We start from the raw sequence: 14,993 nt of genomic DNA on the forward strand, positions 1-14,993 counted from the left end.
CTTGCTACTATCCATATCTGGGTTCAAAGGATTTTATTAGTGGGATAGGTTCATGTTTATGTGATTGGAGAGCATGGAGACAGTGAGTTTGTCGTTTGGTCTAGTGCATTTATTGGGGGAATTTTGTTAGCTGAATTTCCCATACCACAAGGAGCAACGCTGGAAGAAATTCAGCAAGAGTACGCAGAGTTAACCCGTAAACGAGGTTATAACATTTCTAAACGTAAAGGAAATACTAGCTATGGCATATCAATAGTAGTTTGTCAGTTAGTTGATACCATCCTGCGAGATGAAAAGCAGATATTTCCAGTATCGGCCAGAGCAGATTTTAACTATGGAGTTGGCAATGAAGTTGTTCTTGGACTTCCATGTATCATTAGCGCCCAAGGTATTGAGCGCCAACTGGTGTTACCAAGAAATACTCATGAACAACGTTTATTAGAAGAGTCAGCCGCCAAACTGAATGAAGCCTACAATTCTTTGGATAATTAAAATCAACTCAAATAGTCTGTTTAAAAACGCCCTTTTTTGAATGTCAAACTAAGGCTTTAAGTAAAGCTTGAAGTTTAAGTTGCACCTCTGCAAACTCTTTGTGAGGAGCGGAGCCAGCCACGATACCAGCACCAACATACAATCTCACGCGATCGCCGTATTTAAAATTTATGTAGCAGCAAAATCAGTATACTTTCTTACTTCGGTAGGTTGAAAAGCTAGAACAATACGATCTTTAGGAATGCCGACACTGACGAATTCGTTAGCAATACCATCTTCAGTACCATCTCTTTGAATCCAAATTTTATCATTGATAATATCAATGTGGACAAGGCACCCATGTACTCGTTGTTTGTTTTCCCAGCCAAGTGTGAGTAGTAGGTAATGGTTTGCATTTTCATCAATAATTAGCTGTCTTTCTAGTTCTCCGTGAGCGTAAGGAAGTTGAGCGTATTCAGTTAATATTTTTTCAATTATTTTACGATAATTATTTAAGGTATCCATTTTAGAATCACCTCTAGTTCTGAATCGAAGACGAGTAAACAAAGACGCTGATTTTCTATCAATATCTTACCAATTGGTTCTTGAAATAATTCTAAGTATGTTTGTTGACGAATAGCAAGATACAAGCGGCGGTCTGGTTCTAAGCGACTGAGAATATCGTAGTATAAAATATATTGTCCCAAAGCCTTTTCTAATTCGGTTACTGGAGAAGCACCGATAAAGCTTTTAACTTCTACTGCTATTTTCTGTCCGCTTTTTTCTGCTGCTATTAGCTTTTGGGCACCTAAATCAATATATAAATCTCTTGCACCCCATCTTAAGATAAATGGATCGTTGGTAATATGCCAACTCTCTTTTTCAAGAGCGTTTCTAACAGAATTGTGGTAAATATCTTTAGCTGGCATACAAGATTAGTAATTAACTTTAAACTAAGGCTTTCAGTAACGCCTGAAGCTTAAGCTGCACCTCTGCAAACTCCTTGTCAGGATCGGAGCCAGCCACAATACCAGCACCAGCATACAATCTGGCGCGATCGCCATCAATCAATGCTGAACGAATTCCCACAATAAACTCACAGTTACCCTGAGAATCTATCCAACCCAGAGGTGCAGCATATAAACCTCTCTCGAAGCTTTCATAACGACGAATTTCGGCACAAGCTACATCTTGTGCTGCACCTGCAACGGCTGGCGTAGGATGCAATTGTCCGACAATCTTTAATGGGTGTATGTCAGCGGGAACCATAGCACTGATTGGTGTCCATAAATGCTGGATATTCGATAATTGTCGCAATCGCGGTGCTAATATTTGCGGTAATAAACCTAACTGGGATAGGCGTTGTGTAATGAAATTAAGCACTAGGGAATGTTCATGCTTTTCTTTTTCACTATTTAGTAAGCGATTAGCATTAGCTGCATCTTCAGCAGGGGTTTTACCTCGTGGTGCAGAACCAGCTAAAGCATCAGTGATTAACTGTTGATTATTAATACTAATTAATCTTTCTGGACTTGCACCAATAAAATTTTGTCCTTTGCCATTACTTGTAGAAAAAATATAACAATTAGGATGGTTTTGTCTAAGATTATTTAAGGATTTAACTAGGCTAAAGTGGGTGCTTGACTTTACATCTAATATATCTGCTAATACAATTTTGCTTAAATGACTAGACTGAATTTTTTCTAAAGCAGATACTACTGAACGTTTAAATTTAGCAGCATTTGTGAGAGATTTTTTATATAAGTTTCTAGAAAAATAATCAATATTAGTAGAGTAATTTTCTAAAGTTTGGATAAATTCAATTTTATTTTGAATTTTCTCCAACAATCTTTCAATATTTACATCTGGATTGATAATTATATTTGTTACTAATATGCAACGCTGATTTTTGACAGCTACTTGCCAACGTGGAAGAAAAATGGTAGCAGATGGAAATGGATAATCTACTTGGGCATTTTTATCAAAAAAGCTGAAATAACAAAAAAAGTGAGGCCCAGAAAAAGGTTGGTTTGCGTTACCAAAATTAATTATATTTTTTAGACAAGATTTGATAAAATATTCTGCTTGATTAAAACGGTCTGAGCCATCAATCTGTAATTTTGCTACAGCATCAATTGCTGCGATCGCTTCTCCTTTACCTCTGTCCTCAAAGTAAAAATTTATTTCATTTGCTTGTGTAAGTTTATCTAATACAAGTAAAGGGTCAACTAAATCAATTTCTTGGGAAACACTGACAATTTGTCTGCAATTATTTTTGACGCACTTTTCTTGCACTGCTACCAGAAATTGATATAAATCTTTGTGCTTTACAAAGAAGTTGCTACGACATGGTAAAACTGTCATGGATTTAACGATAGTAAATTTTTTTTAAGTTAACTTCCTAAAGTGTAATTAATCGTGGTCGTATTTTTACAGGTAACATATTAAGTTGCTATTTCACCAGCGTAGGGTTTGCCTTATTTGTGGTGTTCTCAGACTATGATAAGACAGTTTCAGCCTGAGACTGCAACGTGAGGGTGAGTATTAACAACACCAGGTTAACAAGCCATAGTAAAAGTGACAGTTGTTTATATATCACCCATATCTAGCGTCTCTTTAAACCATAAAATCTCAAGTGAGAGTAATATTCCGGTAATTTAATTAATCACAACTGATGACTACCAAGCAAATTTTATATCCCAACACTAAGTTATGGATGGCAGCGATTAAACCGCCAATGTATAGCGTTGCCATTATGCCCATTTGGGTAGGAACAGCAGTAGCATTTGCCGAAACTAAAACTTTCAATACTGTAGTATTTTCTACTTTTGTAGCTGCGGCAATCTTAATTCTTGCCTGGGAAAATATCAGTAATGATGTGTTTGATTCCGAAACAGGTATCGATCAAAATAAGCACCATTCTTTGGTGAATTTAACAGGCAATAAGCCATTAATATTTTGGATAGGAAATTTTTGTTTAGGTTTGGGATTGCTGGGCATACTAGCGATCGCCTTTTGGCAACATGACCTAACTGTTATCGGTATAATACTGCTGTGTTGCGGTTTAGGCTACACATACCAAGGGCCTCCCTTTCGCTTAGGATATCAGGGTTTAGGCGAGATTATTTGCTTTTTTGCCTTTGGCCCCTTAGCAGTGGAGGCAGCATATTATAGCCAAACGCAAACTTGGTCAATGACAAGTTTAGCAGCTTCAGTAATTGTCGGGATTGCCACAACCTTAATTTTGTTTTGCTCGCACTTTCACCAAGTTAAGGATGATATAGCCGCAGGCAAGCGATCGCCTATCGTCCGTCTCGGAACAGCAAAAGGGGCCAAACTCCTAGTTTGGTTTACTGCCAGCATTTATCCCCTCACCTTACTATTTGTGCTATTGGGGATTTTTCCAGTTTGGACGTTACTAAGTTGGGTAAGTTTACCCTTTGCCTTCAAATTATGCCGCCACGTCCAAGAAAATCACAATCAGCCGGACAAAGTTAGTAACTGTAAATTCATTGCCGTAGCCGTGCATTTCTGGGCTTGCTTGCTGCTTGGACTGGGATTTATACTTTAGCGATTACTAATTGATGCGTTATCAATTTAAATTTCGTCCATATCAGCGAAGATTTTTGCGATCGCTTACCACTAATCATGGTAAGTGGGATATTCGTGAAGGTATTATTCTTCGCCTTACTGATGAATCAGGTAAAGTCGGGTGGGGAGAAATCGCCCCTATTAGTTGGTTTGGTTCCGAAACCCTAGAACAAGCCTTAGATTTTTGTCGCCAACTCCCAGCAGAAATCACAGACGAAACAATTTTCTCCATCCCAGATGAGTTACCTGCTTGTCAATTTGGCTTTGAGTCAGCCTACGAGATGAGGAGTTGGGAATCGGGAGTAGGCAATGTGAACTGGGGAAGTAAATTCTTTTCAATGCCCAATGCCCAATGCCCAATGCCCAATGCCCAATCTTTTAGTGGCTTATTACCATCTGGGAAAGCGGCTTTAAATCAATTGGAAACTCTATGGCAGCAAGGATATCGCACATTTAAGTGGAAAATTGGTGTGGATGCGATCGCTGATGAACTAAAAATTTTTGAATCATTGATACACACCTTACCAGCCTTTACCAAACTACGATTAGATGCCAACGGTGGACTCAGTTATGAAGAAGCTAACTTATGGCTGCGGACTTGCGATAATCTCAAGGAAAATCCAGAACTACCCCTAGAAATTGAATTTATCGAACAACCGCTACCCGTTGAGCAATTTCAGCAGATGTTGGAATTGAGTACGAGTTATGAAACTGCGATCGCTTTAGATGAATCTGTCGCCACACTTGGACAACTCGCCGCCTCTCATCAACAAGGTTGGCGAGGGGTTTTTGTCATCAAACCTGGGATAGTTGGATCGCCATCTCGTCTGAGAAAATTTTGCCACCAGTATCCAATTGATACTGTATTTTCGTCAGTATTTGAAACTGCGATCGGTAGACTTGCAGCACTCCAACTTGCAGCCGAATTATCCCAAAACAATAGGGCAATTGGTTTTGGCATCGACCATTTTTTTGAACAAGAACAAACGTGGTTTCAAACTTTATGGAACGACTTTTAAACTGTCTTAATAAGCTATCTCAAAATGATTGGCTAATCGGTTATGATAGCCATCAATTTAATCAAATAGCTAAAGAATTATATTTAGAACTAACACGTATTTCAGAATGTGGAACACCACCAAAAATAATCTTAGCTGAACGCGAACCATTACGATTTTTAGCAAGCTTTATTGCTGCTTGTGCAGCTAATTGTCCAGTTTTCCTTTGTAACCCCGATTGGGGAACACAAGAATGGCAACAAGTCTTTGATCTAGTACAACCAGACATTATTTTGGGAATGGGGAATAGGGAACTTGTACTGAGCGCAGTCGAAGTATGGGGAATAGGGAATGGAAATAATTACCAATGCCCAATTCCCACTTGCCCTGAGCGAAGCCGAAGGGATGCCCCACGCCCACTGATTATGATTCCCACAGGTGGTTCATCGGGGCAGATTAAATTTGCCATCCACACTTGGGAAACTCTCACAGCATCAGTACAAGGATTTACAGAATACTTTCAACTAAAGCAAGTCAATTCTTTTTGCATATTACCCCTGTATCACGTGAGCGGTTTAATGCAATTTATGCGCTCTTTCACTACTGGAGGGAAACTAGCTATTCTACCCTTCAAAGCAGTAGAAACAGGTCAGATATTCAATTTTAAACAATCAGAATTTTTCATATCTTTAGTACCAACACAGTTACAACGTCTTCTAGAAAATCCAGAATTAACTGAATGGTTATCCCAATTTAATACAGTACTTTTAGGAGGTGCGCCAGCATGGAACGAACTACTAGAAAAAGCCAGATTTCATCGCATCCGGTTAGCGCCTACTTATGGTATGACAGAAACCGCCTCTCAAATTGCCACCCTCAAACCAGATGATTTTCTTAGTGGTAAAATTAGCAGTGGTCAAATTCTTCCCCATGCAAAAGTAACTATTCGCAATCATCAAGGCGAGATTTTAAATTCCAATCAAATCGGAAATATTACCATTCATGCTCAATCTTTAGCCCTTGGTTACTATTCTCAAACTAGAGAAAATCAAACTGATTTCCAAGTAGATGATTTAGGCTTTTTAGACGAACAAGGACATTTAAATATTGTCGGACGTAACAGCGACAAAATTATTACAGGTGGAGAAAATATTTACCCAGCAGAGATTGAATCAGCGATACAAGCCACTCAAATGGTTGCTGATATTTGTGTCATTGGCATTCCAGATAAACACTGGGGACAAGCGTTAACAGCGATTTACATTCCCAAAAAATCAGATATCTCTGCCTTAACAATCCAAACCCTACTCAAAAACAAACTCAGCAAATTTAAAATCCCAAAATATTGGATTCCCCAGCAAAACCTACCTCGCAACTCCCAAGGTAAAATTAACCGCCAACACTTACAACAAATAGCCACAGAATTCCTCCAAAATCCCATCACATAATCTCTCTCGACCTTCTTCTCTCTGCGCCCTCTGCGTCTCTGCGGTTCGTTTCCAACCACTGAACTATCTCATCAGGTAATTCCTGCTTACTTCTACTACTTGCATCAATACAAACATGGCGAGTAATAGCCTTTGCAACTACCACCTCAGCCACTGTTACTTCATAAGTAATTTCAAACTTATCAACACCTATTTTTTGGGGAATTAAACTAATCAGTAACTTATCCCCACCAAACATAGGGCGCAAAAAATCGACACTAGCATGAACAATGGGGAAAGCTACAGAAGGATTAGTAAAAAAATCTTTGAGATTAATACTTGATGCTTCTAAAGATTCTTCATAAGCTTCATGGCAAATACCCAAAACATTAGCAAAATAAACTACCCCAGCAGCATCAGTATCTTGAAAGCGAACCGTGCGGTTATAAGTAAAAGGCATTTTTGACAATTGAATATTAAAAAACAGTAGGATTATTGCCTACTCTACAAACTAATTTTATTGCAACTAAGTAAATCGATGATAAAAATTCAATTTCCCCAATTCTGAGTTTGTATCAAGATGTTTAGTCTTATCTAATGCTTTGGGGTGAGCAAAGGCGATCGCTTCTACATTGGCTCCAACGGCGGAACTTCAAAGTCATTAAACGAGCAAACATTGTAAGACGAAGCGGCTAAAGCCTTTACCAGCTTACCGTCGAGAGTCAGCAAACTAGCACCTACCTGCTGAGAAAGTGCGACATAAGAGCCATCGTAGGCGGAGATTCCATAATTTAATGCGATCGCAACTGCATCCACCATCAAGTCAGCCGTTGAGACAACACGCAAAGGAAAGCTTTTGAGAGTTGCTAAATCTGCTGGCACATCAGCAACAGCATAAAGTCTGGCGCGGACATACTTCCAAATGATGTTGCCACACTCAATGTAAAACAGGTCTGGGACAAAGATCGCAGTTTGAGGATTGGCAAGATAAGCAAACAGTTGATTAACTTTCGGAGTTAGTGGATCGTCTGGTATAAATTGCTTAATAGCTACACTTGCGTCTACAACACACCTGAGAGGGATAGTCATCTGTCTCGGTCTTCTCGGATTAACGCAGTACTATCAGGCCATTCCACATCAGTTTCGCGACTCTCACGGCGAAGGCGGATTTCCTCTAAGAGTTTTGGGACATTTTTTCGTCTTTCGTCCTCAGTTAATTGTGTTTTTGTCTTCTGCAAGGCGTTCTGCAATATTGTAATAACTTGAGCATCAACTGAGCTATTTTCAGCTTTAGCTAACTCTTGCAGTTGTTCGTATAACTCATCAGGTATGTTTAGCGCATAAAGGGTAGTCATTGATCAAACTCCCAAAATAATTTATTGGTAATGGTAGCATGATGTTCATAGGGGATAGAGGGTGATTATACTTTTTGCTTTCTAAGAACGTATTTCAATCTTTAATTATAGAGGTTAAATAATATTTAAGTTTTAGTCTTTTAAAAAATCGTTTACATGGGTTTCAATCCATGTCATACAGTCTCTAAAGTGACCCATCTTATCTTGTGTTATCTGTTTTGCATGTGCATCAGCCCTATACTTGTTTATAGCTTCCATTTTTGAATTAAATTCATCTTGCTTACGTGAAAAAATGTGTTCAAAAGTTGCCCATTATTTTTTGATTATATTTCTCACAAATTCAAAATATATGTTTATCTTCTCAGGATCGAACAAATCTTTATAAGCTAGGTGATTATACTTTTTTTGCTCCTCTTTACTAAAATAAACTAATAATTTCTCTCTTGCTTGATTCTCCCCGTATTTGGCCTTTAACTGAGTACGAACTATTTTCCTTAACTTTGGTTCTAAAGCGTTTCTTCTTTGAGATATTTCATTTAACATATCTTCATTGCTTGTAAGTAGCTGGGCGGGGAAAAACCAAAATGTGTAACAATAAGGAAATACGGATAAATTATGAAAACAGGTATAAAATATGGAAGCGCGATCCTGTAACACGAAAGCTCAAACAGGCAGACCTTGAAATGCTAGAGCTAGCTGCGGCGGCTGGCGAGATAGACCTGAAATATCTAGATGAATCAGGCTTTTGTATGTGGTGTACACCCGGTTATACATATTATCCAATAGGGGAACAAAAGCGCTTAGAGCAAAGTAAACGACGTGGTAGAAGATTGAGTATTCTTGGTTTGTTTCAACCATTAGTAAGTTTTATTTATGGCTTAGTTATTGGTAGCATCACTAGTGAATCTTATATGAAAATGATGGAATATGAGGCTATTCAGGCAGAAGAACAAATCAAGGCGACTGGACGTATAAGAGTAATAGTTCAAGATAATGGTTCCATACATAAATCTCTTGATGTACAACAATATTGGACTCAGTGGTAACACATGGGATTATATATTTTCTTTCTGCCTACATATTGTTTAGAGATGAATAGAATTGAACTAGAGTGGCAACAACTCAAAAAACATGAAATTTCTGGACAGATGTTTGATGACAAATTAGACCTAGCTTATGCAGTTATTGATGGGATAGAAGCCAGAGGAGAACGAAATAATTACGGTACAGAACGTTTCAAATTCAACAACCATCTTTCTTCTTAAGATTGCTTTACATATATTGTTTTTTCCACGCCCACCTACTTAAGAAGTTTTGGCAAATTGCCCTCAGACGTATATAGCGATTCTCAATTTCATGGAATACAGAGCTAACCCCCACCCCCTTCCCTACTAGCATTGGGGAGTAAGATTCCAAACCTCTTTCCTTTTAGGAGAGAGGTTTGGAGAGAGATCAGAGTGTATTGCATCCAAACGAGAATCGCTATAAATAACTGGCTCTACAAACAGAGCCAGCTTCTCTTGGAAATTTGAAATTCAGTTTGAGATCATTACCACAGTTACTACTTACAATCCTCGCAATTCCACTCAACAGTTAAATTGCCTTTATTATCACTGAACGCATCACCGTTATTACTCTTTCCAGTATCGTTGATTGTGAAGTAAACTTTTTCATTTGGGTCTAAAGTTAAGGTTTGACTATCTCCAATAAGATTGTATTCGCCTTTCTGACGAACTATCAAAGCTCCCTCTGGAGAACCAGGCAAATTGTAGTTTTCACCAGCTCTAGGATATTTGTTATTTCCATCAGGACCATTAAGACCCTCGTTTGGGTTGTATGTCCACTTACCCGTAGCAAAGAAGTGAAATGTTCTAGTCGAGGATTGCGGATTAGCAAAGGCTTGACCTAGTTGACTCTTAGCTACCACTGTAAACTTTCCCTGCGTCTCCTAAAGAACGGGTGAAGAAGTAGGTGGATTTGTTGATGAAGTATTAGCTTGTATTGATGTTGATGGATGTACGTTTGAGAATACAGCTGCAAGAATAGCTGCAACCCCAACACCTCCGCCTAAAGCGGTCAAAATGCTAGAGAAGCTTGTCCAGAAACCACTTTGCTGTTTATTGTCACTCATAAATTATACTCTGATTATTAAACCAGGAAACTTAGTTGTTTGAATGGGTCAAAGATAACCACAAACCTCAAAATCCTAATTCCGGAAAAAACAAACAGATCAACTCACTCAGATTGCCTAAGTAAGTCAGCGTTAAAAAATCAACTTGTATAACAAAATGTGAAATCATCAAAGAGCTTATGAATAAATCATTCTCAGATTTTTACAAAACTCAACATACATTGGTTTTCTCGTGCCGACTTACTTAGTAGCCGAAATTTGATAAAAGTATCTCTGTTAAAATATCTCTATGTTTAAAGCTCTTGTCAAACATTAGGTTTAAGCTGGAAATTGAAAAACATAATCATGATTACATCATGACTATCATTGGCTGCTACTATTCGCAAAATATTCAACGGAGAGGGGGAGATTCGAACTCCCGGAGGTTTTAGCCTCATCCGATTTCAAGTCGGACGCAATCGACCACTCTGCCACCTCTCCAGTAAATCTGTCAAACTTGTGCTGATCCTACTAGTTTCAGACGCTATTCAGGCGCTTTTGTTGGTTAGCACTAAACTTGACAGATCATACTATACCCTATTATCTACGCAGATTGCACTACTGGATGCGAATATCTACGACACAATGCGCGATCGCTCATACAAAATTTCCCCTTTAGCCACCTGAAAGTCATTCCCCACCCAAACTAAGGAAACTTGTGAAACCACACCCGCCTCTAGGGTGACAATGGAAAAATTACGCAACTTCTCGCCGTCATTTTCCACAATCCTGGGGACACTAGCCGCATTTAAGTAAATTGTCCCCTCTGGACTTCTAAAGATGGGTTTGCGCTGCACCTTCTTGGTATGGCGTAAATCTCGGTGCATGTGACCAAATGTCACCAAAGGAATGGTTTTACCAGCAGTCAAGGCTTGAGAAATCGCCTCGCCCAAATCTGGATCGCCAAAGTCGCCGCCAATTGGATGCCAGTCTTTGCCGCAGGGGTCTTCGGGGCGATCGCCTAACCCACTCGGCCCATTGTGACCCAAAAATATAATTGTCTCGTAAGCGGCGCTTTTAACAGCTTTGAAGATGCGATCGGCGGATTCTTCCAAACTCGTCACACCGTAACGTTCTTTACAGATTTCCGCGAATTTCCACTCTGGGCCACCCCAAGTAAAGGGACGACCCCCCACTACAGTTAAATTCCAAGCAGGAAAATCCAGCTTACCGTAACCAACATGGGACGAACCTAATAAATCGAGTTGTTCCTGTACCCAGTCTTCCTTAGAGCGGTCATAAGGAGCCTTTTTGCGTCCCCATTCGGTGGCGGTGTACCAGGCATCGTGGTTGCCCATCACGGCTGCTTTGGGAATATCGAGAGAAGCGATCGCTCTGACCACTTCCACCGATTCATTGCCAAAATCCCCGACAAACAGCACTAAGTCAACACCCAAATGCTTGAGTGCAACGCCATCTTCCACTTCCCATTGGTCGTGAATATCTCCAACTACAGCAATTTTGAGGTTTATCGATTGAGTTTCTTGACTGGTCATGCCACTTTCCTTGCCGTCTATCTCCAGGATATGAAACTCAGCCCGATTTGGACACAACCCCAAAATATCAACCGTCCACTATTTTTGGTAAAAACTACTATAATTGAATCCACAGGACATACATTTGCAACATAAAGCACCCCTAAACTGTGTTTACCACTGCACTAGCTCAACGAGAAAACACCCAACTGGGTGTACCACTAGATTTGTTTGCCGCGATTCAGAGTCTCAAAAAAGAACTCAACGCCGTTATCCTGGCGCATTATTATCAAGAGCCAGATATTCAGGATATTGCAGACTTTATTGGGGATTCATTACAACTGGCAAGAGCCGCCGAAAAGACTAATGCTGATGTAATTGTCTTTGCTGGTGTTCACTTCATGGCAGAAACAGCAAAGATACTTAATCCTGATAAATTAGTACTTTTACCAGATTTGAATGCTGGTTGTTCTTTAGCCGACAGTTGTCCAGCAGACGAATTCGCAGCTTTTAAAGCAGCGCATCCAGATCATTTGGTGGTGTCTTACATCAACTGTTCTGCTGATATCAAGGCAATGAGCGATATTATTTGTACTAGTTCCAACGCTGTGAAAATTGTGCAGCAGATACCGAAAGAACAGCCGATTATTTTTGCCCCAGATCGGAATTTGGGGCGGTATGTTATGGAACAGACTGGACGAGATTTGGTGCTATGGCAAGGTAGCTGTATTGTCCATGAAACCTTTTCGGAAAAGAAAATTGTCCAGTTAAAAATTGCCCATCCCGAAGCAGAGGCGATCGCACATCCAGAATGTGAAAGTAGTGTATTACGCCACGCCAGTTTTATTGGCTCCACAGCCGCTTTACTCAAGTATTGTCAAAACAGCCCCACCAAAGAATTTATCGTTGCTACAGAGCCTGGAATCATTCACCAAATGCAAAAACTAGCTCCTGACAAGCGTTTTATTCCTGCACCGCCGATGAATAACTGTGCTTGTAACGAATGTCCGTTTATGCGATTAAACACCCTAGAAAAGCTTTACTGGGCAATGAAAAATCGTACTCCTGAAATTACCATGTCAGAGGGTATTCGGCTGGCTGCACTGCGACCAATGCAACGAATGCTGGAGATGAGCGTGTAAGCAGTATTTTTTATACAAATGGTAGAGACGCAGTTTTGTTGCGATCTCTACCCGCAAGTTGTTTTTTATAATTACTTGCAATTTCTAAATCATGGTGCTAATATGTTAAATCGTGAGACAAATCGGGTCGGTGTCCGAGTGGTTAATGGAGACGGACTGTAAATCCGTTGGCTAGCGCCTACGCTGGTTCAAATCCAGCCCGGCCCACCACTTACGAAGTTATAAGTTATAATGACTGGGTTAAGAGCAAAGCTCCCAGCATTGTAACTTACAACTAAAAAACAGAAGTTATCTTTTGCCCGTGTGGCTCAGTGGTAGAGCACACCCTTGGTAAGGGTGAGGTCACGAGTTCAATCCTCGTCACGGGCTTTTTAAATTGATAAAATAATCAACGTAAAAGCAAGGGCTTCAAGCTTTTGAAGGAATTCAAATGTTAAAAAGCTAATTATCTTATTTGTATTTGTGACTATTTTGACTATCAGATCAGAATTTGGGATATCCAGGTTGTTTTTTTGGCTATGATTTGGCTATGATTTTGTAGGCTCAGTATAAGCCGCAGAGACATTTATCCTACTATTGAGCAACGCCCTTTTTTCACTTTCTCCTCTAAAGTCCTTGGATCTGATTACGAATTTCATTATCAATCTGTGATTCCTGAATTACCGAAAAATCATCCGAATCGTCATGTAATCCGTGAGAAGCGATAAATCTACTCCCATCTTCTACCTCAAGGAGTAATCCAATTTCATTTGCAATATCTGCGTATAGTGCGCTGCTGTAACTTCTTTTTCAAATAGTTATATTTGATATACGTTGCCCTACAAACCTAGCCCAAAAATTATTACTGTATACTGCATCTCTTGCATCTACTGGATAAAGCTCGTTATCTTCTTCAGCTAGTTCTTCACTTGTTTCACCAGCCTCGTTTTTCTCAACCCAGATAGTAACTGAGTTTTTTGATGGTTGACTTCCATATCCAATAACTAGCCCTGAGTCAAAGCTCATAATAAGACAGCCGGCTGTCAGTGAAAAAACTTCTTTTGCTTCAATGCCGTATTCCAGAACCGCCCTATCAGGTGGCTCCCAACTATATCTAGTCAAATTAAGTATCACAAGTCCCTTAAGGGAGTCTAAAACCTCACTCCGATTAGATGGAATATCTGATGTATATAAAAAAGTTTTCATTTATTTAGATTTTTTTGAGTAGACTCAATAAGTTTCAATCTTCGTCATGATTGTTAACTGTCCTTCTACTGTTCCATAAGCTTTCTTTACCCAATACCCTCTAGGTGGCTTTTCTATCCCATAAGCCTTACACCACTTTTCTACAGCCTTATCAGATACGCCAAAATCTTTCCCAATTTGCGCTGTTGGCTTTTTCCAAACTAGTTTTTCTAGTTCTTCTTTAGATGGCCTTTCTACTTTTCTGGTATGAATCCTAGAGTCTGGGTTAACCTTTCTAGTTGTTAAGTCAACGCCAAACTCCTTGTAGGTTCGCTTAAGTGCTACTTCAGTTAAATCTGTAAAATCTTCCCACCAATAAAAAGGATTAGGTGATTTAGGTGGCGTTGTCCTGATACCGCAACCGCCAAACGTGATTGATGGATATACTACTTTGTTTATATCTGGCAAATAAAGACCATAGAAATCAAAGTCATCAGATTTATATTTTTTCTCATGACAACCATTCTTGTCTGCCCAATTGCTTTTATTTTTCAATGTGCCATCACAACTGTACTTAGCTTGAATTCTGTAACATTTGCCATCTTTGTAGGCAATCAAATCAAAGGGTGCATGTTCAGTTACTACTGGTACAAAAACCGAATATTCTTTCTCGACTAAATCTGCTATCACTTTAGCAGCTGCTAGATCGCCTTTATCTTTTGTGTGGTGCATTTATATGAACTCTCAAGCCTATTTGGTAAATTAGCATGAAAAGGCTTTTTTAGGGTTCGTATTAAGTTAAAACGAGCGCGGCAGGGTTCGAACCTGCGACCAACGGATTAGAAATCCGTGGCTCTATCCACTGAGCTACGCGCCCAAAACAAAATAATGGCTCCCAAAAGAGTCATCTTAACTATTATATCGTTTCGACGTAACAAGAAGCAATCGAAAATTGCAGATTTACCACTAGCAAGGCTAAGATGCTAGTCGCTAGTTAGTGCAATCTACACTGAAAACGAAACAGATGGGGTATTGGTTTAGATATATTGTGTTGTCAAGGGGTTATTTGCCCGTTAGCGCTAACGTCCTCTGGGCGGCTACCTTCGGGAAGAATCTGGCGATCGCGAGGCTCATTCCTACAGTATGCTAGGTAATTTCAGCCTTGGCGATACTGCCAAATGCCATTATATATTCCATATT

General features: G+C 39.6%; 18 protein-coding genes, 4 tRNA genes and 2 pseudogenes. 9 read left to right on the plus strand and 15 right to left on the minus strand.

The window, feature by feature from the left end; genetic code table 11:
• Positions 1–60: 60 nt before the first annotated feature.
• The gene (locus RMX89_RS01060; RefSeq protein ID WP_322687614.1) at positions 61–492 is read left to right on the plus strand and encodes a hypothetical protein; all 432 of its coding nucleotides are present in this window, start codon (positions 61–63) and stop codon (positions 490–492) included.
• Positions 493–535: 43 nt separating this feature from the next.
• On the opposite strand, the pseudogene RMX89_RS34420 reads toward RMX89_RS01060, so the two are convergent.
• From RMX89_RS34420 to RMX89_RS01075, 4 genes and pseudogenes are all read right to left on the minus strand, one after another.
• A pseudogene (locus tag RMX89_RS34420) lies at positions 536–649 on the minus strand (hypothetical protein); the annotation flags it as partial.
• 11 nt (positions 650–660) lie between these two features.
• A complete protein-coding gene (locus tag RMX89_RS01065) occupies positions 661–996 on the minus strand; it encodes a XisI protein (RefSeq protein WP_322687615.1) in 336 nt (111 codons plus the stop codon).
• Positions 984–1,400 (minus strand): element excision factor XisH family protein, encoded by a 417-nt coding sequence (locus RMX89_RS01070; protein ID WP_322687616.1) that lies wholly within the window; start codon positions 1,398–1,400, stop codon positions 984–986. The genes RMX89_RS01065 and RMX89_RS01070 overlap by 13 nt, the downstream gene beginning before the upstream one ends.
• A gap of 19 nt (positions 1,401–1,419) precedes the next feature.
• On the minus strand, positions 1,420–2,835 hold the full coding sequence (locus tag RMX89_RS01075; protein ID WP_322687617.1) for an isochorismate synthase MenF: 1,416 nt from the start codon (positions 2,833–2,835) through the stop codon (positions 1,420–1,422).
• A gap of 310 nt (positions 2,836–3,145) precedes the next feature.
• Between RMX89_RS01075 and menA the strand changes: the two genes are divergently transcribed.
• The 3 genes from menA to RMX89_RS01090 are packed head-to-tail and all read left to right on the plus strand — an operon-like array spanning position 3,146 to position 6,508.
• Complete coding sequence (menA, locus tag RMX89_RS01080) at positions 3,146–4,042, plus strand: 2-carboxy-1,4-naphthoquinone phytyltransferase (RefSeq protein ID WP_322669640.1); 897 nt, start codon at positions 3,146–3,148, stop codon at positions 4,040–4,042.
• A 13-nt stretch (positions 4,043–4,055) separates the two neighbouring features.
• A complete protein-coding gene (locus RMX89_RS01085) occupies positions 4,056–5,081 on the plus strand; it encodes an o-succinylbenzoate synthase (RefSeq protein ID WP_322687618.1) in 1,026 nt (341 codons plus the stop codon).
• Positions 5,066–6,508 carry a 2-succinylbenzoate--CoA ligase gene (locus tag RMX89_RS01090; protein WP_322687619.1) on the plus strand — a complete coding sequence of 481 codons (1,443 nt, stop codon included), beginning with the start codon at positions 5,066–5,068 and terminating at the stop codon, positions 6,506–6,508. The genes RMX89_RS01085 and RMX89_RS01090 overlap by 16 nt, the downstream gene beginning before the upstream one ends.
• Here RMX89_RS01090 and RMX89_RS01095 read toward each other — a convergent pair.
• From RMX89_RS01095 to RMX89_RS01110, 4 genes are all read right to left on the minus strand, one after another.
• Positions 6,501–6,947, minus strand: coding sequence for a thioesterase family protein (locus RMX89_RS01095; protein WP_322687620.1), 447 nt, complete (start codon positions 6,945–6,947; stop codon positions 6,501–6,503). The two genes, RMX89_RS01090 and RMX89_RS01095, sit on opposite strands and share 8 nt — an antisense overlap.
• 167 nt (positions 6,948–7,114) lie before the next feature.
• Complete coding sequence (locus RMX89_RS01100; protein ID WP_322687621.1) at positions 7,115–7,576, minus strand: type II toxin-antitoxin system VapC family toxin; 462 nt, start codon at positions 7,574–7,576, stop codon at positions 7,115–7,117.
• Positions 7,573–7,842 carry a hypothetical protein gene (locus RMX89_RS01105; protein ID WP_322687622.1) on the minus strand — a complete coding sequence of 90 codons (270 nt, stop codon included), beginning with the start codon at positions 7,840–7,842 and terminating at the stop codon, positions 7,573–7,575. Before RMX89_RS01105 ends, RMX89_RS01100 begins: the two co-directional genes overlap by 4 nt.
• Before the next feature lie 312 nt (positions 7,843–8,154).
• On the minus strand, positions 8,155–8,385 hold the full coding sequence (locus RMX89_RS01110) for a hypothetical protein (RefSeq protein ID WP_322687623.1): 231 nt from the start codon (positions 8,383–8,385) through the stop codon (positions 8,155–8,157).
• A gap of 95 nt (positions 8,386–8,480) precedes the next feature.
• Here RMX89_RS01110 and RMX89_RS01115 point away from each other — a divergent pair.
• A pseudogene (locus RMX89_RS01115) lies at positions 8,481–8,885 on the plus strand (transposase); the annotation flags it as partial.
• Positions 8,886–8,933: 48 nt separating this feature from the next.
• Positions 8,934–9,107, plus strand: coding sequence for a hypothetical protein (locus RMX89_RS01120; protein ID WP_322687624.1), 174 nt, complete (start codon positions 8,934–8,936; stop codon positions 9,105–9,107).
• Positions 9,108–9,403: 296 nt separating this feature from the next.
• Here RMX89_RS01120 and RMX89_RS01125 read toward each other — a convergent pair whose 3' ends face one another.
• The 4 genes from RMX89_RS01125 to RMX89_RS01140 form a co-directional block, all read right to left on the minus strand.
• Complete coding sequence (locus RMX89_RS01125; RefSeq protein WP_322687625.1) at positions 9,404–9,769, minus strand: hypothetical protein; 366 nt, start codon at positions 9,767–9,769, stop codon at positions 9,404–9,406.
• Positions 9,770–9,790: 21 nt separating this feature from the next.
• Entirely contained in the window at positions 9,791–9,973 is a 183-nt protein-coding gene (locus tag RMX89_RS01130) for a hypothetical protein (protein WP_322687626.1), read from the minus strand.
• A gap of 395 nt (positions 9,974–10,368) precedes the next feature.
• A tRNA-Ser gene (locus RMX89_RS01135) sits at positions 10,369–10,453 on the minus strand.
• A gap of 134 nt (positions 10,454–10,587) precedes the next feature.
• Complete coding sequence (locus RMX89_RS01140) at positions 10,588–11,508, minus strand: TIGR04168 family protein (RefSeq protein ID WP_322687627.1); 921 nt, start codon at positions 11,506–11,508, stop codon at positions 10,588–10,590.
• A gap of 149 nt (positions 11,509–11,657) precedes the next feature.
• On the opposite strand from RMX89_RS01140, the gene nadA reads away from it, so the two are divergent.
• The 3 genes from nadA to RMX89_RS01155 all read left to right on the plus strand — a co-directional run bounded on the left by nadA (position 11,658) and on the right by RMX89_RS01155 (position 12,998).
• Positions 11,658–12,629 (plus strand): quinolinate synthase NadA, encoded by a 972-nt coding sequence (gene nadA, locus RMX89_RS01145; protein ID WP_322687628.1) that lies wholly within the window; start codon positions 11,658–11,660, stop codon positions 12,627–12,629.
• 124 nt (positions 12,630–12,753) lie between these two features.
• Positions 12,754–12,839: transfer RNA gene (locus RMX89_RS01150), tRNA-Tyr, on the plus strand.
• An 87-nt stretch (positions 12,840–12,926) separates the two neighbouring features.
• Positions 12,927–12,998 (plus strand) — tRNA-Thr (locus tag RMX89_RS01155).
• 420 nt (positions 12,999–13,418) lie between these two features.
• On the opposite strand, the gene RMX89_RS01160 is transcribed toward RMX89_RS01155, so the two are convergent.
• The 3 genes from RMX89_RS01160 to RMX89_RS01170 form a co-directional block, all read right to left on the minus strand.
• A complete protein-coding gene (locus RMX89_RS01160) occupies positions 13,419–13,814 on the minus strand; it encodes a hypothetical protein (protein WP_322687629.1) in 396 nt (131 codons plus the stop codon).
• A 24-nt stretch (positions 13,815–13,838) separates the two neighbouring features.
• The gene (locus RMX89_RS01165; RefSeq protein ID WP_322687630.1) at positions 13,839–14,525 is read right to left on the minus strand and encodes a group I intron-associated PD-(D/E)XK endonuclease; all 687 of its coding nucleotides are present in this window, start codon (positions 14,523–14,525) and stop codon (positions 13,839–13,841) included.
• A 72-nt stretch (positions 14,526–14,597) separates the two neighbouring features.
• Positions 14,598–14,670 (minus strand) — tRNA-Arg (locus RMX89_RS01170).
• Between the last annotated feature and the right edge of the window lie 323 nt (positions 14,671–14,993).

This window comes from Nostoc sp. DedSLP04 (assembly GCF_034530775.1).
Lineage (GTDB): Bacteria > Cyanobacteriota > Cyanobacteriia > Cyanobacteriales > Nostocaceae > Nostoc.

Excerpts from the sequence above, each read along its gene's own strand:
- menA (WP_322669640.1), top strand. The coding sequence starts at position 3,146 with ATGACTACCAAGCAAATTTTATATCCCAACACTAAGTTATGGATGGCA.
- RMX89_RS01085 (WP_322687618.1), top strand. The coding sequence starts at position 4,056 with ATGCGTTATCAATTTAAATTTCGTCCATATCAGCGAAGATTTTTGCGA.
- RMX89_RS01110 (WP_322687623.1), bottom strand. The coding sequence starts at position 8,385 with ATGTTAAATGAAATATCTCAAAGAAGAAACGCTTTAGAACCAAAGTTA.
- RMX89_RS01065 (WP_322687615.1), bottom strand. The coding sequence starts at position 996 with ATGGATACCTTAAATAATTATCGTAAAATAATTGAAAAAATATTAACT.
- RMX89_RS01095 (WP_322687620.1), bottom strand. The coding sequence starts at position 6,947 with ATGCCTTTTACTTATAACCGCACGGTTCGCTTTCAAGATACTGATGCT.
- RMX89_RS01100 (WP_322687621.1), bottom strand. The coding sequence starts at position 7,576 with ATGACTATCCCTCTCAGGTGTGTTGTAGACGCAAGTGTAGCTATTAAG.
- RMX89_RS01075 (WP_322687617.1), bottom strand. The coding sequence starts at position 2,835 with ATGACAGTTTTACCATGTCGTAGCAACTTCTTTGTAAAGCACAAAGAT.
- RMX89_RS01160 (WP_322687629.1), bottom strand. The coding sequence starts at position 13,814 with ATGAAAACTTTTTTATATACATCAGATATTCCATCTAATCGGAGTGAG.
- RMX89_RS01120 (WP_322687624.1), top strand. The coding sequence starts at position 8,934 with ATGAATAGAATTGAACTAGAGTGGCAACAACTCAAAAAACATGAAATT.
- RMX89_RS01090 (WP_322687619.1), top strand. The coding sequence starts at position 5,066 with ATGGAACGACTTTTAAACTGTCTTAATAAGCTATCTCAAAATGATTGG.
- RMX89_RS01130 (WP_322687626.1), bottom strand. The coding sequence starts at position 9,973 with ATGAGTGACAATAAACAGCAAAGTGGTTTCTGGACAAGCTTCTCTAGC.
- RMX89_RS01070 (WP_322687616.1), bottom strand. The coding sequence starts at position 1,400 with ATGCCAGCTAAAGATATTTACCACAATTCTGTTAGAAACGCTCTTGAA.
- RMX89_RS01105 (WP_322687622.1), bottom strand. The coding sequence starts at position 7,842 with ATGACTACCCTTTATGCGCTAAACATACCTGATGAGTTATACGAACAA.
- RMX89_RS01165 (WP_322687630.1), bottom strand. The coding sequence starts at position 14,525 with ATGCACCACACAAAAGATAAAGGCGATCTAGCAGCTGCTAAAGTGATA.
- RMX89_RS01140 (WP_322687627.1), bottom strand. The coding sequence starts at position 11,508 with ATGACCAGTCAAGAAACTCAATCGATAAACCTCAAAATTGCTGTAGTT.